Genomic DNA, 20,511 nt, shown 5'->3' with positions numbered 1-20,511 from the left:
ATAGGGGAGGAGGAGGGGCTATGTAACCCCGAAAATGCACGATTTCCCGCTGGAAATTCACCCCCGGCCCGGGAACTCCGCTTACTTTCCGAAAGACAGCGCGTCGGTGATCTCGAAGCGCTCGGATTGGCCGATGCGGATCATGTTCAGCGTACCCTCGCGCGTGAAGCGGAAGGCGTCGGCCGAATCCGAGCCGGCGGGCTTGCGGTCGCGGAAATTGATGATGCGCGTGCCGCCGTCCGGCCATGTCACGGTGACGTCGGCAGCACCTTCGCCCTTGTGCGTCACGGAGATCGTGCAACGGGTCATCGGCTGGCCGACATAGCGGGCGCAGGGGATGTCGCCACCGGTAGGCGCGGGCGAGCCCGTTGCCAACGAGGCCGGCTCCTCCGTCCGCGCCACCATGGTCGCGGCGTCGGTCGCCTCGCCAGGCCGCGGCGTGGGCACGGGAACGTCGGCGGTCGTGGCTTCGTCGCTGCCGGCGTCTGAATCCGCTTCGACGCCTTCGATCCCGTCGTCCAGCAAGGAGGTATCGTCGTCTTCCGCAGCCGGTGCGGTTCCGTAGGCGTCCTGCATGGCCTTGCGGATCGCCGCCGACTTTTCCTCGGCATCGTCGGCGGGAGCCGGTTGCGCCTCGCCGAAGCGAGCCGCGAGGTTGGGCGGCACGGCAAGTTGTCCTTCCTGCGGGTTTTCGGTCGTACCCGTGGCCATCGCGGGTGCAGCGTCGTCCACCGGCCCGGCGTCGAGCAGGTAGCGTGCCGGCGCCCACCCGCGCATCTGCGGATTGGCGATGTCCTGCACCTCGCACCAGTCGTAACCCTTGAAGGTGTCGCAGCCGAATTTCTTCAGGGCCGTGCCGTTCGGCACGCGAGCCGCGACCCGGCCAGTGGGGGAGGCGCTGGCACGCAGGTTAAGCATATCGCCTTCGGCAAGCCCTTGCACGACGGCCATCGAAGCCTGCGGCTCTGCCGCCGCCGGTGCCTGGCCGGCGAGAATCAGGATCGCCAGCGCAGGAAATGCGCGTCGAAGCATCCGCCGGCCCCTTCAGCGGCAGGCGGGGCGCGACCGGGCCCCGACCGAAGGGATTGGTATCGGTTTCGATATCGTCAACGTGTCCGCTCGTCTGTTCTGCCCTGGGAGCCGGCGCGCAGATTGCACGAGCAGTGTGGCGATTGAAAGTCTCGTCATGCGGAGCCCGTGCCGCTTCCGCTCCCGGCCGTGGCATCGGCAGCACAGATGACGGAACGTCAGCTCAACGTCCGGCGCCGCTCGATTTCGGCCTCGCTCGGGTTTTCGTGCCCGAAGGAACCGGTGGCCACCGCACCGGCGGGCTCATAGCGCGCCGCGATCACGCCGGTCGGGAATGACCTGGTGCCGACAACACGGAAGGTTCGGGGCGGGGTGCTGCCGTCGAACAGGCGCTTGCCTTTGCCCAGCACCAGCGGGAAGATCATCAGCCGCAATTCGTCGATCAGCTCGGCGGCGAGCAACTGATGGATCAGGTCGCTGGAGCCCTGGATCAGCAGGCGCGGCCCGTCCTGCGCTTTCAGCGCGCGCAGGGCCGCGACGATATCGGCGCCGAGCGCCTCGCTGTTTTGCCAGGCCAGGCTTTCGGGACGGTGGGTGGCGACGTATTTCCTCGCCGGATTGAAGGCTTTCGCTATCGAATCGTCCTTGTCCGCGTAAGGCCAGTAGGCGGCGAAGATATCGTAGGTGCGGCGGCCGAGCAGCAGGTCGAAGGGTTCGGCGAAGATCTCGCCCACGGCCTCGCCCGAGGCCTCGTCCCAGAAGGGAAACGTCCAGCCGCCGAAGGCGAAGCCGCCGGTCGGGTCTTCCTCCGGCCCGCCCGGGGCCTGCATGACGCCGTCGAGGCTGACGAAGGTGGCGGCAACGATCTTTCTCATAAAACTCTCCCTTGATCCTGCGCTTGCCTGAGGTTCAGGCGCGCTCGATGTCCCAAGGACGGACGGCCGGCGGCGATGCCGACATCGATGAGAAGGAAAATGACGTGTGCGGCGGCTTATGTCGTTTGCGCTTCGGATTCGTCTGCGGTCGACGCGCCGGCTATGACCGACGCCAGAAGATCGGGGAAGCGCTGGTCGAGATCGGCGCGGCGCAGCGTGGTGAATCGGCTGGTGCCGCTGACTTCCGTGCGGGTGACGCCGGCCTCGCGCAGCTTGGCCAGGTGGTAGCTGAGATTGGTCTTGGACGTGAAGATCAGGAAATGGCTGCAGCTCACCGGCCCGTCGCCCTTGCGTGCCAGCTCCGCCACGATCGCCAGCCGCGTGGGATCGCCGAGGGCGGCCAGCACGTTGGAAAGGCTGATCTGGTCGACGGCGGGGTGCTGCGGGTTCATGGCCTGGTCTTGCTTTCCTTTCGCGTCCGGTCCCGTTCCTGCCGAGCGGCGGGGCGGGATGCAATGCCGTGGCCCGGCGATACCGGCAAGTTGCGGCGTCCGGACATGGCCTCATGACATGAGGCTGGCAGGAGCGTTGTGGCATAGAATTGACAGAAGGCCAACAGAAGTACAATTGTTCAATGAATTTTGAACAAAGGCATTTCCCATGGACAAGCGCCTGTTGTGGCTGTCGGTCGGCTCGTTCGCCATGAGCACGGTCGGTTTCGTCTTTTCCGCGCTGCTGCCGTCGATCGCGGCCGACACGCATATCTCCATCCCCAGCGCCGGCTATCTCATCACCGCCTTCTCGCTGGCCTATGCGGTCGGCGCGCCGACGCTTTCCGCCTTCGCCGGCGCGATGGACCGCCGTCTGGTGCTGACGGCGGCGATGCTGCTGTTCGTCGCCGGCAATGCGTTTGCGGCAACCAGCACGTCGTTCGCCATGCTACTGGCGGCGCAGCTGGTGATGGGGGCGGCGGCCGGCCTTTTCGCCGCAACCGCGCAGGCGACCGCCGTGGCGCTGGCCGGACCGGAGCACCGGGCGCTGGCGATCTCGGTGGTCGTCGGCGGCACGACGTTCGCCGTCGCGCTCGGCGCCCCGCTCGGTTCGCTGATCGCGACCTTCTGGGGCTGGCGCGGCACCTTCCTCTCCGTCGCCAGCCTTGGCTTCCTGACGGCGCTGGTGCTGTGGTGGCGGCTGCCGCGCGGCATGCGCGGCGCCCGGCTGACATTGAGCGAGCGTTTTCTTGCGATCACGCGCCCCGGTGTGCCGGCCGCGCTTTTCGTGACATTGCTCTACCTTACCGGGGCCTTCGTGGTGATCTCCTATCTGGCTCCGCTCGCCATGGAAGGAGCCGGCCTGTCGAAGATGGCGCTGCCGGGCATGCTGCTTTCCTTCGGCATCGGCGCGGTGATCGGCAATCTGTCCAGCGGCTTCCTGGCCGACCGCATCGGCGCCGGCCGGGTGGTGGTGCTGTCGCTGCTCCTGTCGATCACCATGTGCCTGCTGATCGCCCTCGATCTGAAGCTTTTGCCGCACGACCTGTCCGGTCCGCTGCTGATCGGCCTGATGCTGCCCTGGGGCATCATCGGCTGGGCGTTTCCGCCGGCGCAGGCGAGCCGGGTGGTGAGTTACGCGCCCGACGTCGCGCACCTGACGCTGTCGCTCAACGCCTCGGCGATCTATTTCGGCGTCGCGCTGGGAACGGTGGTGGGCGGCCGCGTGCTGGAATACGCCACGCCGTCCGATCTCGGCCTGGTGGCGGGCGCGCTGCCGCTGGCGGCACTCGGCGTCATGCTGGCCGGCAGGCTGTCGCGGCACAGGCTGGCCGCGCAACCGGCCGAGTGACGGCCGCCTACAGGCCGTAGAAGGTGTCGTAGAGCAGCTTGACGTTGAGCGCGACGATGACCGTGGCGACGATCCAGGCAAGCACGCTCACCCAGCGCGCGATCGCCAGCGAACCCATCTTCTTCCTGTCGGAGACGAAGTGGACGAGCGGGATGACGGCGAAGGGAAGCTGCATCGACAGGATGACCTGCGACAGCACCAGAAGCTCGGCCGTGCCCTTCTCGCCATAAAGCCAGGTGACGACGACTACCGGCACGATGGCGATGCCGCGGGTGATCAGCCGGCGCGCCCATTGCGGAATGCGCAGGTGGAGGAAGCCTTCCATGACGATCTGGCCGGCGAGGGTGGCCGTCACCGTCGAGTTCATGCCGGAGGCGAGCAGCGCCACCGCGAACAGGACCGAGGCGACGGACAGGCCGAGCAGCGGCGACAGGAGTTCGTAGGCCTGGCCGATCTCGGCCACGTCCTCATGGCCGGTGCCGTGGAAGGCGACGGCGGCGACGATGAGGATCGAGGCGTTGACGAACAGCGCCAGCATCAGCGCGATGGTGGAATCGGCGGTCGCCCACTTGATGGCGTCGCGCCGGCCTTCCTCGGTGCGCTCATAGGCGCGGGTCTGCACGATGGAGGAGTGCAGGTAGAGATTGTGCGGCATAACGGTGGCGCCGATGATGCCCATGGCGATGTAGAGCATCGCCGGATTGGCGACGATCTCGGGCGAGGGGACGAACATGCCGCCGAGAATGCCGCTGACCGAAGGCTGGGCGGCGATGATCTGCGCGGCGAAGCAGCCGAAGATGACGATCAGCAGCGCGACGACGAAGGCCTCCAGGAAACGGAAGCCCTTGTTCATCAGGTAGAGCAGCAGGAAGGCGTCGAGCGCCGTGATGATAGCGCCGGCGACCAGCGGGATGCCGAACAGAAGGTTGAGCGCGATGGCCGTGCCGATGACCTCGGCGAGGTCGCAGGCGATGATGGCCAATTCGCAGGCGACCCATAGCGCGAAGTTGACCGGACGCGGATAGTAGGCGCGGCAGGCCTGCGCGAGGTCGCGGCCGGTGGCGATGCCGAGCCGCGCCGACAGCGCCTGCAAAAGGATCGCCATCAGGTTCGACAGCATGATGACGAACAGGAGCGTGTAGCCGAACTGCGCGCCGCCGGCGAGGTCGGTGGCCCAGTTGCCGGGGTCCATGTAGCCGACCGAGACCATGTAGCCTGGCCCGGCGAAGGCGAACAGCCGGCGCAGCCATGTCGCGCCCTTCGGCACCGCCACGGAAGCGTTCACTTCGGGCAGGCTGGGGCGGTTCTCGCCGGTGTCGCGGAAGAAGCGCCATTGCTCCTGCGAAGACAGGGTGGCTTCGGCTTCGGACGGCGGAGGGGTCATGGTCACGTCTCGTGGCTGGTCGACGCCAATTTATGCAAAGGCTCATCATTATGCAATAGGCTATATTTCATTGTCTGTGCTTCTTTGATGGGAAGGCCGAAAGTCGGAAAACGATTCAAGCGCCGGCTGGAAACTGTTGATGTGGAAGGTTTTGCCGGACCTTGTGGCAGGATTTGACCGAAGCGGGCGATGGCGTTCGACGGTGCGAGGATAAACTTTCCCGAAGAATCAAAGCCCGTGCTATGAAAGTGAAAGGCATCGCTGGACCAGGGAGAAACGCGTGGCGGCCAGATCGAGACTTGTCCGGCGCGACGAGCCGCTGCCCGATGCCGAGGTGCATTCCGAGGGCTTTCGGCAGACGCGCGAGGCGCGGCGTTCGGCGCTGGTCGAGGACTATGTCGAGCTGATCGCCGACCTGATCGAGGACGGTAACGAGGCGCGCCAGGTCGACATCGCCGCGCGGCTAGGCGTGGCGCAGCCGACGGTGGCCAAGATGCTGGCGCGGCTCGCCGCCGACGGGCTGGTTTCGCGAAAACCCTATCGCGGCGTGTTCCTCACCGAGGCCGGCCGCAAGGTGGCCGAGGAGAGCCGCATCCGCCACCAGACGGTCGAGGCCTTCCTGCGCTCGCTCGGCGTCTCGGCCGAGACGGCGCGCATCGATGCCGAGGGCATCGAGCACCATGTCAGCGCCGAGACGCTGGAGGCCTTCCGCCGCGCCATGACGAAGGACGGCTGATTCACGCCATGGGAACGCGGGGCCGGAACGCAGGGCCCGCTGGCGCGTTGATGGCCGCCGCGACGATTGTCCTCGCGGCGTCTTCGATGGAGGAAAGCATGGGCGTCGAACAGGCACCGAGCGCAAAGGGCAAGAAGGCGGCCGCCGGATTGAAGGCGGCGGCGGCGAAGGACGAGAAGAAGACCGAGCGCGCCATGGGCAAGGACCTGGCCAAGGGCGCCAAGCGCTTCGATGAGCGCTCCAGAAGCTCGGACGGCAAGAGCGCCGGAGCAAAGCAGAGGGATTGATCCGCCGGACCTCGCCGGGGTCGCTTGCGGACGCCATCTCCCTGCATGCTGATCTTGCCAGGACGGCGCCTGGCGGCTGGCATTGACGTCCGGGACGAAAAATCCCTGTGACTTGGCGCAACCCTTGCGATAATTGTTGCGTGAAGGGCACGACCTACCACGAGGAATTGCAATGCTTTGGAGAGGCCGGCGGCAGAGCGATAATGTCGAGGACGACCGCAGCAGTACGGGCGGTGGGTTCGGCGGCGGCGGACTGGGAGGGCCGGGCGGTCAGTTCCGCATTCCCATCGGCGGCCGCGCCGGCGGCGGCGGGCTATCCACCATCGTCATTCTCGTGGTGCTCTATTTCGGGCTGAAATTCCTCGGCATCGATCCCATGCAGGTGCTGGGCGGCGGTGGCGGGCTGCTGGACGGTACCGACAGCAGCGGCCAGATCACCGACAACAGCGGGCAGGGCGGCAGCGCGCCTGCCAACGACGAGATGAAGCAGTTCGTCTCGACGGTGCTGGCCGAGACGGAAGACGTCTGGAACGGCATCTTCCAGGCCAACGGCATGAAGTACGAGGAGCCGACGCTCCTGCTGTTCTCGGGGCAGGTGCGGTCGGCCTGCGGCTTCACCACGTCGGCCGCCGGGCCGTTCTATTGCCCGGGCGACCACAAGGTCTATCTCGACACCGATTTCTTCCAGCAGCTGTCGCAGCAGTTCGGCGCGTCCGGCGACTTCGCCGAGGCCTACGTCATCGCGCACGAGGTCGGCCACCATGTGCAGAACCTCACCGGCATCCTGCCGAAGTTCAACCAGATGCGGCAGTCGATGAGCGAGGCGGACGCCAACCACATGTCGATGCAGGTCGAGTTGCAGGCCGACTGCTTCGCCGGCGTGTGGGGCCACTTCACCGCGCAGAAGGGCATTCTGGAAAAGGGCGACCTCGAAGAGGCGCTCAACGCCGCCCAGCAGATCGGCGACGACACGCTGCAGAAGAAGATGCAGGGCTACGTCGTGCCCGAGAGCTTCAACCACGGCACCTCGGAGCAGCGTGTGCGCTGGTTCAAGCGCGGCTTCACGTCCGGCAAGCTTTCGGATTGCGATACCTTCAACAACCCGATCTGAGGGTTGTCGCTGGGATGTTGCTTTCCTCTCTCCGTAAGGACGCGGAGAGGGGCATCCAGGCTGCGGCTTTCCGCGATGTCGGCTTGTGTCAGGAGGAAAGCCGGCGTTGCGATGGGTGATTGTTGCGGCAGGGCGGCTCGCCTATAAACAGCGCCCCGCCGGCACCGTTTGATGCCACGCGGCCAAGCAAACGGAAATCGGCCATGATCGACGAAAAGACCGCCAAACGGGGCCTTGCGCTCGTCTTCACCACGCTGCTGCTCGACGTCATCGGCTTCGGCATCATCATGCCGGTGCTGCCGGCCTATCTGCAGCAGCTGACCGGTGTCGGCGTCAGCGAGGCGGCGATCGAGGGCGGCTGGCTGTTCTTCGTCTATGCCGCCATGCAGTTCTTCTTCGCGCCGGTGATCGGCGGCCTGTCCGACCGCTTCGGCCGCCGGCCGGTGCTGCTCGCCTCGGTGCTGACCTTCTCCATCGACAACCTGATCTGCGCGGTGGCGTGGTCCTATCCGATGCTGTTCATCGGCCGGGTGCTGGCCGGCATTTCCGGCGCCAGCTATTCCACCACCTCGGCCTTCATCGCCGACATCTCGAACGACGACAATCGGGCGAAGAATTTCGGCCTGCTCGGCATCGCCTTCGGCGTCGGCTTCGTCATCGGCCCGGTGCTGGGCGGCCTGCTCGGCACCTTCGGGCCGCGCGTGCCGTTCTATTTCGCCGCCGCACTCGCCTTCGTGAACTTCCTGATCGCGCTGGTGCTTTTGCCGGAAACGCTGGACCAAAAGCATCGCCGCCGTTTCGAGTGGAAGCGGGCGAATCCGATCGGCACGCTGCTCCAGATGCGCAACTATCAGGGCATCGGCTGGATCGGGCTGGCCTTCTTCCTGATGACGCTCGGCCACATGATGTATCCGGCGGTCTGGTCGTTCGTCTCGACCTACCGCTACGGCTGGAGCGAAACGCAGATCGGCCTTTCGCTCGGCGCCTTCGGCCTGTGCGGCGCCATCGTCATGGCGACCGTGCTGCCGCGCGTCATCCCGAAGCTCGGCGAATGGCGCACGGCGGCCATTGGGCTCGCCTTCACCGCCGTCAGCGCCTTCGGTTACGCCTTCGCCTGGCAGGGCTGGATGATCTATGCGGTGATCGTCGCAGGCTGCCTGGAGGCGCTGGCCGATCCGCCGCTGCGCAGTCTCGCCGCCGCCAAGGTGCCGCCTTCGGCGCAGGGCGAGCTGCAGGGCGCGATGACCTCGATCTTCTCGATCACCTCGATCATCACGCCGCTGCTCTACACGGCGATCTTCTCGTGGTTCACCGGGCCGGACGCGCCGGTCGTGTTCGCCGGCGCGCCCTATCTGCTCGGCGGCGTCTTCCTGGCGCTCGCGCTGCTCGTCTTCGTCACCAAGGTGGCGAAGCCGACGCCGAAGGAGGTCGAACGTATGCATGCGCCGGAAGCCGCGGGCGCGGGCGGGCACTGAGGTTCTGACCGCGAATGCGCCAGCTGCGGTCTCCACATTGCCGCCACGGATTGGTCACGAAATAACCCGGTGGCCGGCAGGCTGAGGACTCATTGTCCCTGTCAGTTGCCCTCCTGCGGGGCCAACTGGAAGGGAAACCCATGCGCAAAGTTTTCATGCTGGCGGCGAGCCTTGCCTTTATCGGCGCGAGCGCCGCGAATGCACAGACGTCGCCGACGCCATCGCAGCCGCCGGCCCAGCCACCGGCCGCCGAACCGGACGCCACCCCGAAGATCCAGCGTTTCAACGTGGTCGACGTCAGCGAACTGCCGCAGGAGACGCAAAAGCAGGTCGAGCAGGTCGTGGCGCAGGGCAACGATGCCACGCTGAAGGAATTGCACTCGACGATCGACGCCACGCCCGAGGCGAAGGCTGCGCTGGACGCCAAGGGCGCGACGTCCGAGCAGGTCGTGGCGACCGCCATGAGCAAGGACGGCACGCTGACGCTTATAACGAAGAAGAAGAGCTAGGCCCAACGGACTCTGACCCGGGGGTCAGACTATCGAATAGGGCGCATTGCCCCCTCTCCGTCGCGCTTCGCGCGCCCCCTCTCCCCCACTTCGTGAGGGAGAGGATAGGTGCCAGGCGTTACAGCCAGCTTATCCTCTCCACCCGAAACGGGGGGAGAGGTGGCTCGGCGAAGCCGAGACGGAGAGGGGAAATGCGCCGTATGTGATTGCCCTGTCATCCGGCCGGGCCGTATTTCAGCGCTCGGCCAGCGCCGGCTCGCCCTTCTTCTCGCGGATGAGGTTGGCGAAGCGGCGGAACAGGTAGTGCGAATCCTGCGGGCCGGGCGAGGCCTCGGGATGGTGCTGGACGGAAAAGACCGGCCTGCCGGTCAGCGTGATGCCGCAGTTCGAGCCGTCGAACAGCGAAACGTGAGTCTCCTCAACGCCCTGCGGCAGCGACTTTCCGTCGACCGCGAAGCCGTGGTTCATCGACACGATCTCGACCTTGCCGGTGGTGTGGTCCTTCACCGGGTGGTTGGCGCCGTGGTGGCCCTGGTGCATCTTCTGCGTCCTGCCGCCGACGGCCAGCGCCAGCATCTGGTGCCCGAGGCAGATGCCGAAGATCGGGATATCGGTCTTCAGCAGGTCCTTGATAACGGGAACGGCGTATTCGCCGGTAGCGGCGGGATCGCCGGGGCCGTTTGACAGGAAGATGCCGTCCGGCTTCATGGCGAGGATCTCGTCGGCGCTCGTCCTGGCCGGCACGACGGTGACCTTGGCGCCGAGCCCGGCCAGCAGGCGCAGGATGTTGCGCTTGACGCCGTAGTCGACGGCGACGACGTGGATGGAGGGTTTCTCCTGCTCGCCGTAGCCTTCGTTCCACACCCAGGGCGTCTCCTTCCACACCGAAGACTGGCCTGAGGTGACGTCCTTGGCGAGATCGAGGCCGACCAGGCCCGACCAGGCGGCGGCCTGCCTCTTCAGGTCGGCGATGTCGAACTTGCCGTCGGGCGCATGGGCGATGACGGCGTTGGCGAGGCCCTTTTCGCGGATCAGCGCGGTCAGCGCGCGGGTGTCGATGCCGGCGAGCCCGACGATGCCACGCCGCTTCAGCCAGCGGTCGAGATGGTCCTTGGCGCGGTAGTTCGACGGGTCGGTGACATCGGCCTTGAAGACGGCGCCGACCGCACCGGCGCGCGCCGCCGGGTTGAGATCCTCGATGTCTTCCTCGTTGGTGCCGATGTTGCCGATGTGCGGAAAGGTGAAGGTGACGATCTGGCCGGCGTAGGACGGATCGGTGAGGATTTCCTCATAGCCGGTCATGGCCGTGTTGAAGCAGACTTCCGCCACCGCCGAGCCGGTCGCGCCCAGGCCTCGCCCCTCGATCACCGTGCCGTCGGCCAGCACCAGCAGCGCTGTGGGGATTTCGGTTGTCCAGGGGGCAGTGGCCATGGCGGCTCTCCTTCGGGGCGCGGCCGCGCTTCGGCGCAGCACAAGACGCAGAGCGCCGGCGCCCCGCGTCGTTCATGTAACCGGTGTGGTTGCAAGGCCTGCACATAGGGGAAGGCGGGCGCAGGGTCAATCGTTGTGGACCCTGCGCCCGCCAGTATTCCCGGCGTCGTCGCTACTGGTTGATCTCGGGCTCGACGACCTTGGCCAGGTTGCGCAGCGATTCCTGCCAGCCGAGATAGCAGGACTCGACGGGGATGAGGTCCGGTATGCCGGCCTGCTCGATATTGAGTTCGGTGCCGCACGAGACTTTCTTCAGCGTCACCGTCACGATCATCTCGCCGGGCAGGTTCGCGTCGTCGAACTTGTCGGTGTAGCGCAGGCGCTCGCCGGGCACGAGTTCAAGGTATTCGCCGCCGAAGGAATGGCTTTCGCTGGTGGTGAAGTTGCGGAAGGACATCCTGTGCGTTCCGCCGACTTTCGCCTCCAGATGATGGACGGTGCACAGGAAGCCGTTCGGCGGAAGCCATTTCGCCACCGCATCGGCCTCGACGAAGGCGCGGTAGAGTTTCTCCGGGCTGGTGGTGAGCACGCGGTGCAGACGCACGGTTCCTGGCATGTCGTTTCTCCCTTTGGTTGACTGGTTGGACCTTCCAAGGACGGGCGACGCTTCGCCGATCCGACAACCGCACTTGAGATTATAGCCGAAATGCCATTTATCAGTGCGTCCTTCGAGGCTCGCTCCGCTCGCACCTCAGGATGAGGACCGTTTGGCGCCGACCTTCGTAGATTGCGTTGGCATCCTGCCACCCTCATCCTGAGGCGCGAGCGGAGCGAGCCTCGAAGGACGCACGACATTCAAAAGGACATCGGCCATGCGCGAGAAGGTGACGGAAGAGGTCAAGGCCGCCATGAAGGGCGGCTACAAGGCGCGGCTCTCCACGCTGCGCCTCATCCAGGCGGCGATCAAGGACCGCGACATAGCCAATCGCGGCACAGGCAAGGAAGCGGCCAGCGACGACGAGATCCTGCAACTGCTCGCCAAGATGGTGAAGCAGTGCGAGGAATCGGCCAAAGCGTTCGATGACGGCGGCCGGCCCGAACTCGCCGCCAAGGAGCGCGAGGAGATCGCGGTGATCCGCGACTTCATGCCGAAGCAGATGGACGAGGCCGAGACGGAAGCAGCGATCCGCGCCGCGATCGCCGAGACGGGTGCGGCCAGCGTCAAGGACATAGGCAAGGTGATCGCCCGCCTGCGCGAGCAGTTCGCCGGCCGCATGGATTTCGGCAAGGCGAGCGGTATGGTGAAAAGCCTGCTTTCCTGACACGGTGACGCCATCCTCGGGGCGAGGCCGAGGCTGATGGACAGGATTGCCGTCAGGCGTCCTTCGGCTTCTTCGGCGCGCGCTTCGCCGTGTTCAGCGCCACGGCGGCGCGGACGAGCGCTTTCAGCGCATCCTCGTCGATCGCCTCGCCTTCGCGGATATCGACGGCGCGCCGGACATTGCCTTCGAGGCTGGACGTGAAAAGGCCGGCCGGGGCTTCCAGCGAGGCACCCCTGGCGAAGGTCAGCTTGACGGCCGCCTTGTAGGTCTCGCCGGTGCAGATGATGCCGTCATGCTCCCATACGGGCACACCGCGCCATTTCCATGTTTCGACGACGTCGGGGGCGGCCTGATGGATGAGGCGGCGCACCTTAGCGAGGGTTTCACCGCGCCAGTCGCCGAGTTCCCTGATCCGGGCGTCGATCTGCTCGGAGGCGGAGAGGTCTGCGGAATTTCCTGTTGCGGTGGTCATCGTGGGTTCTGCCTTGCTTGCGTGCCGTCCGTGAGGCGTTCACATCTTCTCGCCGGGCAGGCGGCTCGCCTGCTCGACCCATGAAACGAAAAGGGCCTCGTCGAGCGTGTCGTCCTCGTGAATGTCGAGATAGCGCACGTCCTTCTGCTTCGATTGGCCAGGCGGGAGCGGGCTCAGCGCCGCGCCGCGGAAGAAGGCCACTTTGACGTATTTCGCGAAGCAGTGGAAACTGAGGAACCAGCCCTCGTCGCCGGCGGCGGCGTAAAAGGGCGAGTTCCATTTGACAGCCTTGCGCACGGCCGGCACGGCGCGGACGACAGCCGCATCGAGCCGGCGGCCGAGATCGCTTTTCCAGCCCGGCATGGCTTCGATGTAGGCCTGCACCGGCGCGTCGCCGTAGCCCTTGGCGATCTGCGGATTGCCGCCCGAAAGCAGGACCGGCTCCCCGGAGGGGCCGGTCTGCGGTTTCGCTGTTTTTGCAGTCACGCGCTCATCCCGTCTGCGTTGCATGGCGCCCCGCCACGTAGGGTAGCACAAACATATAGAGCCCGCTGAACAGCAGCAGGAAAAGTGGCGGCAGCGGCGAGTAGACCACCCAGGCGGGCGGTTCGCCCAGCGCCATGGTGATGAAGTTGGCGGCGACGGTGGCCGTGAAGATGATCGAAAGCCAGCGGTGAACCTGCCGGATACCCTTGTTCCAGTTCATGTCGTCTCCCTGAGGTCTTATCGATGAAGCGGGTGGGGATGCCTGAGCGACGAACGTTCCATCGGAATGGCTCGCGGCTCTATCTCTTGCCTGAGCATCGGGTTTTTCCAAAAACCGCTTCGCACTTTCTGGCCCGATGCTCAGGGCATCAGTCCATTTTAGCCAGCACCTGTTCCAGCTTTTCCAGATAAAGCGGCCAGCCGGCCTTGGCGCCGCCGTAGAAGCGGGGCTGGTCGCGCCGGAAGCCGCTCTGTTCCATGCGCAGGCGTGTTCCGTCGTTGGTCGGCGCGAGCGTCCAGGTGACGACGCTCTTCAGTTCGCCGGCATCCCACGTGTAGGCAAGCCGCCTGTTCGGCTCGACGGCGCGCACCTCGCAATCGACGGCGCCCCAGTCGGCGCTTAAGTTGAAACGGTGGCCGACGGCGGGCTTGAACTCGTTCTTCATCAGCCATTCCGCGATGAGATGCGGCTGAGTCAGTGCCCGCCAGATCTTTTCCGGCGAGAAGGGGACGTCACGTTCGACGACGACGGAGCGTGTCTCGGTTTCGGCAGCGGTCATTGGTCCATCCTTTTGAGCAGGTCTTCGAGGTCGTCGAACCGGCCTTGCCAAAACCCGGTCATCTGTTTCGTCCAGTCGGCCAGCGGCGCCAGCGCGTCGCGTTGCGCGCTATAGTGCGTCTGGCGCCCCTCGTGGCGGTCGCTTACCAGGCCGGCTTGCCTCAGCACGCCAAGGTGCTTCGACACGGCCGGCTGCGAGACGCCCGCCCACGCCGTCAGGGCACCGACGGTCTGTTCTCCTTCGCGGCAAAGGCGCTCGAAAATGCCCCGCCGCGTCGGGTCGGCCAGAGTCTTGAACAGCAGGTCCTCGGTGTTAGACATCGTAATCGATAGCCAGTTGGTTATGAGAAATCTATAACCAGCCGGATATGGATTAGTCAATAAGGATTGTGATGCGTTCAGCCGATTTCGGCGGCCTCGGTCACGTAGGGCGCGAAATAGAAGTCGCGGATGCGCACGATCTGGCCGCCGCGCCAGTCGAGCAGGATGAAATTGGTCGGTGTCGGCGAGTTGTTCTCATGCGACAGCACCGCAGGCCGGCCATCGACGCGGCCGACGGCGAGCCGCCAACCGTCCCGGCCGCCGTATTTGGTGAAATACTTGCCCACGAACGGCTTGCCGACGAGGGACTGGCGGGCGACGAGGTCGAGGCGCGCATCCTCGGCCAGCATGTCGCGCACGGTGTCGAAATCGCGCGCGTTGAAAAGTTCGACATAGCGCTCGAGACGCGCCTGTTCCTCCCGGTTCAGCACCGTTTCTTCGTCTTCGGCCGCATCCTGAAGCGTTGCCAGCCGCGCCCGGCCCCGGTGCAGGGATGCCTTGATGGCGGGGATCGTCGTGCCCATGATGTCGCCGATCTCGCGCAGCGAATAGCCGACGACATCCATCAGGATGACGCTGCTGCGCTCGGCCGGCGACAGTTTCATGAACGGGCGCAGGCCGATCGCGGCGTTCTCGCGGCGGGCGACCTCGTCGGTTGGATCGGCGATGTCGATGTCCTGTTCGGTGGTGCTCAAAGCCTCCAGACGGACACGCTTGCGCAGGAAATCGAGCGCGGTGTTGTGGGCGATGCGAAACAGCCATGCCTCCAGGCTGTCGACCGTTGTGCCGCGCTCATAAGCCAGCGTCGCCTTGAGCAGCGTCTCCTGGACGATGTCTTCGCCGTCGATCGAGGAGCCTGCCATGCGCGCGCAGTATCGGTGCAGCTTCGGCCGCAGGACGCGGGCGGCGTCCTCGAATTCCTCCCGGTTCCGGTCGATCGGCTGTTCGTTCATGTGCGCGTCCTCGCTGCTGGCATAGCAAGGACGTGTGGCGAAGCCAAAAGGATACGCGAGCACAAAAATATTCTTGTCGCCGAATCCTTTGCGGCGCCCCGTTCGTCTTGCCCATGACCCCAACAAAGGAGTTCGGTCATGCAACTCTATACGCTTCCCGGTTCGCCCAATTCGCGCAAGGCAGTCGCCGTCATCCGCCATCTCGGCCTGACGGTGGATATTCGCGCGCTCGACTTCGCGCGCGGGGAGACGAGAACCCCGGCGTTCCTGGCGCTCAACCGGAACGGCATGGTGCCGGTGCTGGTCGACGGAGACTTCGTCCTGTGGGAATCGAACGCCATCTGCGGCTACCTCGCCGACAAGGCGGGCGACGCCTCGCTTTATCCGCGCGAATTGAAAATCCGTGCCGACGTCAATCGCTGGCTCTATTGGGAGCAGGCGCATTTCAACCGCGCCTTCGGCACGCTGATCTTCGAAAGCATCATCAAGCCGAAATTCGGCATGGGCCAACCGAGCCAGGGGCTGGTGGATTTCTGCCTGGAGGAGACGGGGGTGCGCGCGCGGGTCCTCGATGCGCATCTCGCCGGACGCGACACGCTGGTGGGCGACGCCGTCACCATCGCCGACTACGCGATGGTCTGCCTGGAGGCCTATCGCGGTGCGACTGCGTTCGGCTGGACGCCTTTCGCCAACATCAACCGCTATTTCGACAGCATCCGCCAGACCGAAGCCTGGGTGAAGGCCGCTCCGCCGGAGACAACGGTTGCCGTGCCGGACCTGATTCCGGCGTAAGCCCACGGCAGTTGGGCGGCCGCGCGTTGCCGCCGTATCAAAATCCTATCCGGCGGCCGCGGACGCGGGCGGCGTCATCGTGCTGCGCCGCTCGGCGGCATAGGATAGGCAGGCGGTCACCACCGCGACCGCCATCGCCGCGACGCCGACCAGCGGCAGGCTGCGGTACGACAGGCCGGCGTTGAGCATCGTCGCGCCGACGAAAGCGGCCAGAGCGATGCCGACGTTGAAGCCTGACGGGATGAGCGAGGAGGCGAGGTTGGGCGCATCGGCGGTCCAGCGCAGGATGCGGGTCTGCACGGCGGTGCCGATGGCGAAGTTGACGCCGCCCCAGACGACGATGACGACGACCATCGGCAGCGGATAGGGACTTACGGCATACATGGCGGCAAGGACGATGCCTTGCAGGGCGAGCATGGCGACAAGGGCCGCCATCAACCGCGGGCCGGCGAGCTTGCCGCCGATGAAGACGCCGAGCGTGGCGCCGATGCCGCTGGCGAGCAGCACCCACGGCACGGCTTGCGAGGTCAGGCCGGTGACTTCTTCCAGCAGGGGGGTGATGTAGGTGTAGGGTACGAACTGTCCCATCATCAGCATCAGCATGACGATCAGCGAGGTCCAGACCTGCTGGCGGCCGAGCACGCCGATCTCGCGCCGTAGGCCGGCATGAGGTGCGGTGACCACGCGCGAGGATGGAATCAGCAAGGCGATCGCGGCGGCGGCAAGCACGCCGAGGGCCGTCATCGTCCAGAATGTCGCGCGCCAGCCCCAGGCGTTGCCGATCGCCGTGCCGGCCGGCACGCCGACGATGCCGGATACGGTCAGGCCGGCCAGCACCAGCGCGACTGCCATGCCGCGCCGCGCCTCGCTGACCAGGCTGGTCGCCACCACCATGGCGACGCCGAAATAGGTGCCGTGCGCCACGGCCACCGCGACGCGCAGCGCCAGCATCGAGAAAAAGTCGGGCGCCAGCGCACAGGCAACCTGACCAAGCGTGAAGACCAGAGTGAGCCAAAGCAGCAGCGTCTTGCGTGCGACCTTCGGCGTGGCGAGCGTCAGGAGCGGGCCGCCGACGGCGATGCCGAGAGCATAGCCGGAGACGAGATAACCCGCCGTCGGTACCGAAACGCCAAGGCCGCCAGCGACCTGCGGCAGCACCCCGGCGATGACGAACTCCGTCGTGCCGAAGGCGAAGGCGGCGATGAACAGGGCAATCAGCGGAAGCGGCATGTGTGCGATCATGACCAGTTGGGCGGCGCTTCACAGACCACGATCGCGGCCGACCGGCAATGCAGAAATTCTGGACCGGGATTCAGGCCGGCTGATCCGGCCTCAGCTTGCCTTGAGGCGCGAGCCGCGCAGCAGGCCGCGCTCCTCCAGCACCGGATAGGCCATCGAGGTCAGAAGCGAATTGATCTGCTTCAGGTCACGGATGGTGTCGAGGTGGATCGAGCTCGTCTCGATCGACTTCGGCGTGCCGTCGCGCAGGCGCAGGAAGTGGCTCTGGCTCGCTTCCTTCTCGCTGTCGCGCAGACGGTCCTTCTCCAGCACGAGCAGGCGCGCCGTCTCGGCGTCGCGCGAGACGAGCACGTTGAAGGCCATGCGGGCATTGGCGAGCACGGCGGCGTGGAAGGCGGTCAGCTCGCGCCAGCCCTCGTCGGTGAAGGCGAGGCCCTGCTCGAACTTCTTGCGGACGTGGACCAGCATGTTGCGCACGATGATGTCGCCGACCTGCTCGAGCTTGACGCAGGCGCCGATCAGCTCCTGGCAGCGGAGCGCCTCCGCTTCGGTCAGCGAATTCTTGGTCAGCTTGGCGAGATAGATCTTGATGGCCGCATGCTTGGCGTCGACGCGGTCGTCAAGAGCGGCCAGCGCGCGGATCTTGTCAGCGTCGGCATCCTCGTAGAGCTCGATGATGCGCTTCAGCATGATCTCGACCGTCTCGCAGACACGCACCACCTCGCGCGTGGCGTTGGCGAGCGCTTGCGAAGGCGTGCCAAGCGCCTTTTCGTCCAGCGCCGAAAGCTCGGTGACATGCAGCGCGTCTGCGGTTTCCGGCTTCACGCCGAGCGCGACGATCTTCTCGGAAGCGCGGTAGACGAGGCCTGCCAGCGGCAGGCCGGCGATCAGGATGATGACGTTGAACAGGATGTGGGCGTTGACGATCTGGTCGGAGGCGGTGGCGCCGAGGAAGCCGACCGTCGGCTTGAAGATCATCATCAGCACCAGCATCACCAGCGAGCCGAGCCCGCGCATCAGAAGGTTGCCGACAGGCACGACGCGCACGCCGGGCTCGGCGCCGCGCGTCAGCATCGGCGCGATGACCGAGGAGCCGAGGTTGACGCCGAGCACCAGAACGACGCCGAGTTCTGGGGTGATGAGGCCGCGCCCGGCAAGCGTCGCCATCAGCAGCACGGCGGCGATGGAGGACTGGAACAGCCACGTTATAAGAGCCGCCAAGAGGTAGGCGGTGAGCGGATCGCCGGAGAAATAGTCGATGATGACCGGCATCAGTTGGCTGTCGCGCAGCGGCTCGGAGGCCTGGCCGATCATCTCCAGCGACAGGATCAAAAGGCCGATACCGACGAGGATGCGGCCGACCTGGCGCCAGTCGCGCCGCTCGGTCGCCATGAACATGAAGGTGCCGGTGATGAGGCAGAGCGGCACCAGCAGCGTCAGGTCGAAGGTGAGCAGCTTGGTGACGATGGCCGAACCGATCTCGGCGCCGCGAACGGCCAACTGGCCGGCCGCGCCCGAGACGATGCCGGCGCCGGCGAAGGAGCCGACCAGAAGCGTGACGGCGGTCGAGCTCTGGAAGGCGATGGCCAGCCCCGTGCCGGCCAGCACGGCCAGGATCGGGTTGCGCATGGTGGCGCGCAGGCGGTGGCGCAGCACGTCGCCATAGGCGCGCTCGACGCCGGTCTTGACCATGCGGGTGGCGAACAGCATCAGCGCGACGGCGCCGGCAAGATGGAGCAGGACGACGGAACCGCTCATGACGACGCTCCGCAGCGAGGGCCGCGCGAGGGCCGCGCCACATTCCAGAGAATCGAGAGGAGGTTGCGAATCACACCCTATCCTTCAGTCGGTCTATCTTAGCCGGTTAATTTTTTCGGCCAAAGCGAACCGCAGGCAATACAGCTTTTCATAAGTCCGCGCAAGCGCGGTTACGGACACATAAGCTGCGGTAATAATTGTATAATTCCTATATCTCCTTGCGTGCTCGCCGGCGAGTGTCGAAGACGCGGCTGCCCCAGTCGTCGGATCGTTCTGCCGGTACTCTCGGGCGTGGTCCTGCATTAGGATCGTCGTGCCGGATCTGTCGGCGAACTCAACGGACCAGAGGGGAACGAACATGAAAGTCTGGAGCATTCTTGCGGCGGCGCTCAGCCTTGCCGTGACCATGCCGGCAATGGCCGAGGAGGCAAAAAACCTCAATCCCGGCATCAGCACCGACGAGCTGATGCACACGGCGCCGGTGCATTGGGTGTCCATCGACCAGATCGAGGCGAGCCTGGAGGGGCAGGCGCCGATGGTCGTCGGTTTCGACGTGGACGACACGCTGCTGTTTTCCAGCGCCTGCTTCTATCACGGCCGGGAAAAATACTCGCCCGGCAGCGAGGACTACCTGAAGAACATCGAATTCTGGAAGGAGGTCAACGACGGCTGTGACGAATACTCCATCCCCAAACAGGTGGGGCGCAAGCTGATCGATCTGCACCAGAGGCGCGGCGACGACATCTATTTCATCACCGGGCGGACGGCGACGGAAGGCGAGAAGCTGTCCGGCATCCTGGAAAAGACGTTCGGCATCAAGAAAATGCATCCGGTGGTCTTCACCCAGGGCAGCGACGCCAAGACCTCGTTCATGCGCGAGCACGCCATCAAGATCTACTACGGTGACGCCGACAGCGACATGCGTTCGGCGCTGGAAGTCGATGCGCGGCCGATCCGGGTGCTACGGGCGCCCAACTCCACCTATCTGCCACTGCCGAAGAACGGTTCCTTCGGCGAGGAGGTGATCATCGATTCCGCCTATTGAAGCGGTCGCGACTGCGCGGCGGGTTGTCCGCCGCGCCGCCGCCTCGATCCATATTAGTCGGAGCTTGTTTAGGAAACGAAACCAAGTAGAGGAAATCATTACAAAAATGTAAGATTGCCATTCAGTTTCGGTTCATCGATGGGGCGCTACTCCTCATGGCATCGACAACCAAGGAGTACCTCCCATGAAGCGTCTTGTTCTTTCGGCTCTCGCCATTTCGATGCTGGCGGCTTCGGCGATCTCGGGCCAGGCTGCGCCGCAGGCGAACACGGTCCATGTCGACTGGCGCAAGCCGGACCACCGCCGGGTCGAGAAGCGCGTCATCGTCAAGAAGAAGGTGGTGAAGCGCAATCAGTGGAAGCGCGGCCAGAGATATTCCGACTGGCGCCGCCACCAGCGCGTCGACTGGCAGCGCCACCATCTGCGCCGGCCGGGCCACGGCCAGCAGTGGGTGCGCGTCGGCAACGACTACCTGCTCGTCTCGGTGCTCTCGGGCGTCATCGCCGGCATCGTCGCGGCGAACTAAAACTATCCCTATCGGGACCAAAGAAGGCGGCTCGCAAGGGCCGCCTTTTTCGTGGTCAGCCTGTGAAAACCGGGCATGCTTGACGATAGGGCTCGTCCGGCTGGTCGCGCGTGGTTATATGGATGCCAAACGAGCCTCTG

24 protein-coding genes are annotated in these 20,511 nt (G+C 65.4%); 10 read left to right on the top strand and 14 right to left on the bottom strand.

Annotation, left to right across the window (positions count from 1 at the left end; genetic code table 11):
- Window positions 1–81: 81 nt before the first annotated feature.
- From FGU64_RS06955 to FGU64_RS06945, 3 genes are all read right to left on the bottom strand, one after another.
- Window positions 82–1,032, bottom strand: coding sequence for an SH3 domain-containing protein (locus tag FGU64_RS06955; protein ID WP_180375644.1), 951 nt, complete (start codon window positions 1,030–1,032; stop codon window positions 82–84).
- A 215-nt stretch (window positions 1,033–1,247) separates the two neighbouring features.
- Window positions 1,248–1,904: a dihydrofolate reductase family protein gene (locus tag FGU64_RS06950; protein ID WP_139951683.1), complete on the bottom strand. Its 657-nt coding sequence runs from the start codon at window positions 1,902–1,904 to the stop codon at window positions 1,248–1,250.
- A gap of 116 nt (window positions 1,905–2,020) precedes the next feature.
- Entirely contained in the window at window positions 2,021–2,356 is a 336-nt protein-coding gene (locus FGU64_RS06945) for a helix-turn-helix transcriptional regulator (protein WP_139951681.1), read from the bottom strand.
- Window positions 2,357–2,564: 208 nt separating this feature from the next.
- Here FGU64_RS06945 and FGU64_RS06940 point away from each other — a divergent pair, with 208 nt between their 5' ends.
- Window positions 2,565–3,746 (top strand): MFS transporter, encoded by a 1,182-nt coding sequence (locus FGU64_RS06940; protein WP_139951678.1) that lies wholly within the window; start codon window positions 2,565–2,567, stop codon window positions 3,744–3,746.
- 7 nt (window positions 3,747–3,753) lie between these two features.
- Here FGU64_RS06940 and FGU64_RS06935 read toward each other — a convergent pair whose 3' ends face one another.
- Window positions 3,754–5,130, bottom strand: coding sequence for an Nramp family divalent metal transporter (locus FGU64_RS06935; protein WP_139951675.1), 1,377 nt, complete (start codon window positions 5,128–5,130; stop codon window positions 3,754–3,756).
- Window positions 5,131–5,410: 280 nt separating this feature from the next.
- Between FGU64_RS06935 and mntR the strand changes: the two genes are divergently transcribed.
- From mntR to FGU64_RS06910, 5 genes are all read left to right on the top strand, one after another.
- Window positions 5,411–5,866 (top strand): manganese-binding transcriptional regulator MntR, encoded by a 456-nt coding sequence (mntR, locus tag FGU64_RS06930; RefSeq protein WP_139951672.1) that lies wholly within the window; start codon window positions 5,411–5,413, stop codon window positions 5,864–5,866.
- Between the two features lie 98 nt (window positions 5,867–5,964).
- Complete coding sequence (locus tag FGU64_RS06925) at window positions 5,965–6,153, top strand: hypothetical protein (protein WP_136358811.1); 189 nt, start codon at window positions 5,965–5,967, stop codon at window positions 6,151–6,153.
- Between the two features lie 172 nt (window positions 6,154–6,325).
- Window positions 6,326–7,264 carry a neutral zinc metallopeptidase gene (locus FGU64_RS06920; protein ID WP_139951669.1) on the top strand — a complete coding sequence of 313 codons (939 nt, stop codon included), beginning with the start codon at window positions 6,326–6,328 and terminating at the stop codon, window positions 7,262–7,264.
- A gap of 203 nt (window positions 7,265–7,467) precedes the next feature.
- Window positions 7,468–8,739, top strand: coding sequence for a TCR/Tet family MFS transporter (locus tag FGU64_RS06915; RefSeq protein WP_139951666.1), 1,272 nt, complete (start codon window positions 7,468–7,470; stop codon window positions 8,737–8,739).
- Window positions 8,740–8,879: 140 nt separating this feature from the next.
- Window positions 8,880–9,248, top strand: coding sequence for a hypothetical protein (locus tag FGU64_RS06910; protein WP_139951663.1), 369 nt, complete (start codon window positions 8,880–8,882; stop codon window positions 9,246–9,248).
- A gap of 234 nt (window positions 9,249–9,482) precedes the next feature.
- Here the strand turns inward: FGU64_RS06910 and carA are convergent, their stop codons facing one another.
- Together carA and FGU64_RS06900 are read right to left on the bottom strand one after the other, a co-directional pair.
- Window positions 9,483–10,679: a glutamine-hydrolyzing carbamoyl-phosphate synthase small subunit gene (gene carA, locus FGU64_RS06905; RefSeq protein ID WP_139951661.1), complete on the bottom strand. Its 1,197-nt coding sequence runs from the start codon at window positions 10,677–10,679 to the stop codon at window positions 9,483–9,485.
- A 172-nt stretch (window positions 10,680–10,851) separates the two neighbouring features.
- On the bottom strand, window positions 10,852–11,295 hold the full coding sequence (locus FGU64_RS06900; RefSeq protein ID WP_139951658.1) for an SRPBCC family protein: 444 nt from the start codon (window positions 11,293–11,295) through the stop codon (window positions 10,852–10,854).
- Window positions 11,296–11,551: 256 nt separating this feature from the next.
- Between FGU64_RS06900 and FGU64_RS06895 the strand changes: the two genes are divergently transcribed.
- The gene (locus FGU64_RS06895) at window positions 11,552–12,001 is read left to right on the top strand and encodes a GatB/YqeY domain-containing protein (protein WP_139951655.1); all 450 of its coding nucleotides are present in this window, start codon (window positions 11,552–11,554) and stop codon (window positions 11,999–12,001) included.
- Between the two features lie 52 nt (window positions 12,002–12,053).
- Here FGU64_RS06895 and FGU64_RS06890 read toward each other — a convergent pair whose 3' ends face one another.
- The 6 genes from FGU64_RS06890 to FGU64_RS06865 all read right to left on the bottom strand — a co-directional run bounded on the left by FGU64_RS06890 (window position 12,054) and on the right by FGU64_RS06865 (window position 15,011).
- Entirely contained in the window at window positions 12,054–12,473 is a 420-nt protein-coding gene (locus FGU64_RS06890; RefSeq protein WP_139951652.1) for a DUF1801 domain-containing protein, read from the bottom strand.
- 39 nt (window positions 12,474–12,512) lie between these two features.
- Entirely contained in the window at window positions 12,513–12,983 is a 471-nt protein-coding gene (locus FGU64_RS06885) for a DUF1801 domain-containing protein (protein ID WP_139951649.1), read from the bottom strand.
- Window positions 12,964–13,179, bottom strand: a complete 216-nt coding sequence (locus tag FGU64_RS06880) for a hypothetical protein (protein WP_139951646.1) — start codon at window positions 13,177–13,179, stop codon at window positions 12,964–12,966. The genes FGU64_RS06885 and FGU64_RS06880 overlap by 20 nt, the downstream gene beginning before the upstream one ends.
- 148 nt (window positions 13,180–13,327) lie before the next feature.
- Window positions 13,328–13,738: an SRPBCC domain-containing protein gene (locus tag FGU64_RS06875; protein WP_139951642.1), complete on the bottom strand. Its 411-nt coding sequence runs from the start codon at window positions 13,736–13,738 to the stop codon at window positions 13,328–13,330.
- Window positions 13,735–14,058: a metalloregulator ArsR/SmtB family transcription factor gene (locus FGU64_RS06870; protein ID WP_139951639.1), complete on the bottom strand. Its 324-nt coding sequence runs from the start codon at window positions 14,056–14,058 to the stop codon at window positions 13,735–13,737. Before FGU64_RS06870 ends, FGU64_RS06875 begins: the two co-directional genes overlap by 4 nt.
- A 77-nt stretch (window positions 14,059–14,135) precedes the next feature.
- Window positions 14,136–15,011, bottom strand: coding sequence for a sigma-70 family RNA polymerase sigma factor (locus FGU64_RS06865; RefSeq protein WP_139951637.1), 876 nt, complete (start codon window positions 15,009–15,011; stop codon window positions 14,136–14,138).
- Window positions 15,012–15,149: 138 nt separating this feature from the next.
- Between FGU64_RS06865 and FGU64_RS06860 the strand changes: the two genes are divergently transcribed.
- Window positions 15,150–15,803, top strand: a complete 654-nt coding sequence (locus FGU64_RS06860; protein ID WP_139951634.1) for a glutathione S-transferase family protein — start codon at window positions 15,150–15,152, stop codon at window positions 15,801–15,803.
- 45 nt (window positions 15,804–15,848) lie between these two features.
- Here the strand turns inward: FGU64_RS06860 and FGU64_RS06855 are convergent, their stop codons facing one another.
- Both FGU64_RS06855 and FGU64_RS06850 read right to left on the bottom strand, forming a co-directional pair.
- Window positions 15,849–17,033: an MFS transporter gene (locus FGU64_RS06855; protein ID WP_139951632.1), complete on the bottom strand. Its 1,185-nt coding sequence runs from the start codon at window positions 17,031–17,033 to the stop codon at window positions 15,849–15,851.
- A gap of 102 nt (window positions 17,034–17,135) precedes the next feature.
- Window positions 17,136–18,800: a Na/Pi cotransporter family protein gene (locus FGU64_RS06850; protein WP_139951629.1), complete on the bottom strand. Its 1,665-nt coding sequence runs from the start codon at window positions 18,798–18,800 to the stop codon at window positions 17,136–17,138.
- Window positions 18,801–19,158: 358 nt separating this feature from the next.
- On the opposite strand from FGU64_RS06850, the gene aphA reads away from it, so the two are divergent.
- A complete protein-coding gene (aphA, locus tag FGU64_RS06845) occupies window positions 19,159–19,845 on the top strand; it encodes an acid phosphatase AphA (RefSeq protein WP_136358775.1) in 687 nt (228 codons plus the stop codon).
- A gap of 184 nt (window positions 19,846–20,029) precedes the next feature.
- On the top strand, window positions 20,030–20,371 hold the full coding sequence (locus FGU64_RS06840) for an RcnB family protein (RefSeq protein WP_139951626.1): 342 nt from the start codon (window positions 20,030–20,032) through the stop codon (window positions 20,369–20,371).
- The last annotated feature ends 140 nt before the right edge of the window (window positions 20,372–20,511 follow it).

The organism is Mesorhizobium sp. 8, assembly GCF_006351905.1.
GTDB classification, from domain to species: domain Bacteria; phylum Pseudomonadota; class Alphaproteobacteria; order Rhizobiales; family Rhizobiaceae; genus Mesorhizobium; species Mesorhizobium composti.
This window is presented reverse-complemented; position numbering and strand designations above follow the sequence as displayed.

Coding starts and splice junctions, on each gene's coding strand:
- FGU64_RS06875 (WP_139951642.1), bottom strand. CDS start 13,738: ATGACCGCTGCCGAAACCGAGACACGCTCCGTCGTCGTCGAACGTGAC.
- aphA (WP_136358775.1), top strand. CDS start 19,159: ATGAAAGTCTGGAGCATTCTTGCGGCGGCGCTCAGCCTTGCCGTGACC.
- FGU64_RS06935 (WP_139951675.1), bottom strand. CDS start 5,130: ATGACCCCTCCGCCGTCCGAAGCCGAAGCCACCCTGTCTTCGCAGGAG.
- FGU64_RS06860 (WP_139951634.1), top strand. CDS start 15,150: ATGCAACTCTATACGCTTCCCGGTTCGCCCAATTCGCGCAAGGCAGTC.
- FGU64_RS06885 (WP_139951649.1), bottom strand. CDS start 12,983: ATGCAACGCAGACGGGATGAGCGCGTGACTGCAAAAACAGCGAAACCG.
- FGU64_RS06910 (WP_139951663.1), top strand. CDS start 8,880: ATGCGCAAAGTTTTCATGCTGGCGGCGAGCCTTGCCTTTATCGGCGCG.
- FGU64_RS06855 (WP_139951632.1), bottom strand. CDS start 17,033: ATGCCGCTTCCGCTGATTGCCCTGTTCATCGCCGCCTTCGCCTTCGGC.
- carA (WP_139951661.1), bottom strand. CDS start 10,679: ATGGCCACTGCCCCCTGGACAACCGAAATCCCCACAGCGCTGCTGGTG.
- FGU64_RS06925 (WP_136358811.1), top strand. CDS start 5,965: ATGGGCGTCGAACAGGCACCGAGCGCAAAGGGCAAGAAGGCGGCCGCC.
- FGU64_RS06890 (WP_139951652.1), bottom strand. CDS start 12,473: ATGACCACCGCAACAGGAAATTCCGCAGACCTCTCCGCCTCCGAGCAG.
- FGU64_RS06915 (WP_139951666.1), top strand. CDS start 7,468: ATGATCGACGAAAAGACCGCCAAACGGGGCCTTGCGCTCGTCTTCACC.
- FGU64_RS06940 (WP_139951678.1), top strand. CDS start 2,565: ATGGACAAGCGCCTGTTGTGGCTGTCGGTCGGCTCGTTCGCCATGAGC.
- FGU64_RS06900 (WP_139951658.1), bottom strand. CDS start 11,295: ATGCCAGGAACCGTGCGTCTGCACCGCGTGCTCACCACCAGCCCGGAG.
- FGU64_RS06850 (WP_139951629.1), bottom strand. CDS start 18,800: ATGAGCGGTTCCGTCGTCCTGCTCCATCTTGCCGGCGCCGTCGCGCTG.
- FGU64_RS06870 (WP_139951639.1), bottom strand. CDS start 14,058: ATGTCTAACACCGAGGACCTGCTGTTCAAGACTCTGGCCGACCCGACG.
- FGU64_RS06840 (WP_139951626.1), top strand. CDS start 20,030: ATGAAGCGTCTTGTTCTTTCGGCTCTCGCCATTTCGATGCTGGCGGCT.
- FGU64_RS06955 (WP_180375644.1), bottom strand. CDS start 1,032: ATGCTTCGACGCGCATTTCCTGCGCTGGCGATCCTGATTCTCGCCGGC.
- FGU64_RS06950 (WP_139951683.1), bottom strand. CDS start 1,904: ATGAGAAAGATCGTTGCCGCCACCTTCGTCAGCCTCGACGGCGTCATG.
- FGU64_RS06880 (WP_139951646.1), bottom strand. CDS start 13,179: ATGAACTGGAACAAGGGTATCCGGCAGGTTCACCGCTGGCTTTCGATC.
- FGU64_RS06920 (WP_139951669.1), top strand. CDS start 6,326: ATGCTTTGGAGAGGCCGGCGGCAGAGCGATAATGTCGAGGACGACCGC.
- FGU64_RS06895 (WP_139951655.1), top strand. CDS start 11,552: ATGCGCGAGAAGGTGACGGAAGAGGTCAAGGCCGCCATGAAGGGCGGC.
- FGU64_RS06945 (WP_139951681.1), bottom strand. CDS start 2,356: ATGAACCCGCAGCACCCCGCCGTCGACCAGATCAGCCTTTCCAACGTG.
- FGU64_RS06865 (WP_139951637.1), bottom strand. CDS start 15,011: ATGAACGAACAGCCGATCGACCGGAACCGGGAGGAATTCGAGGACGCC.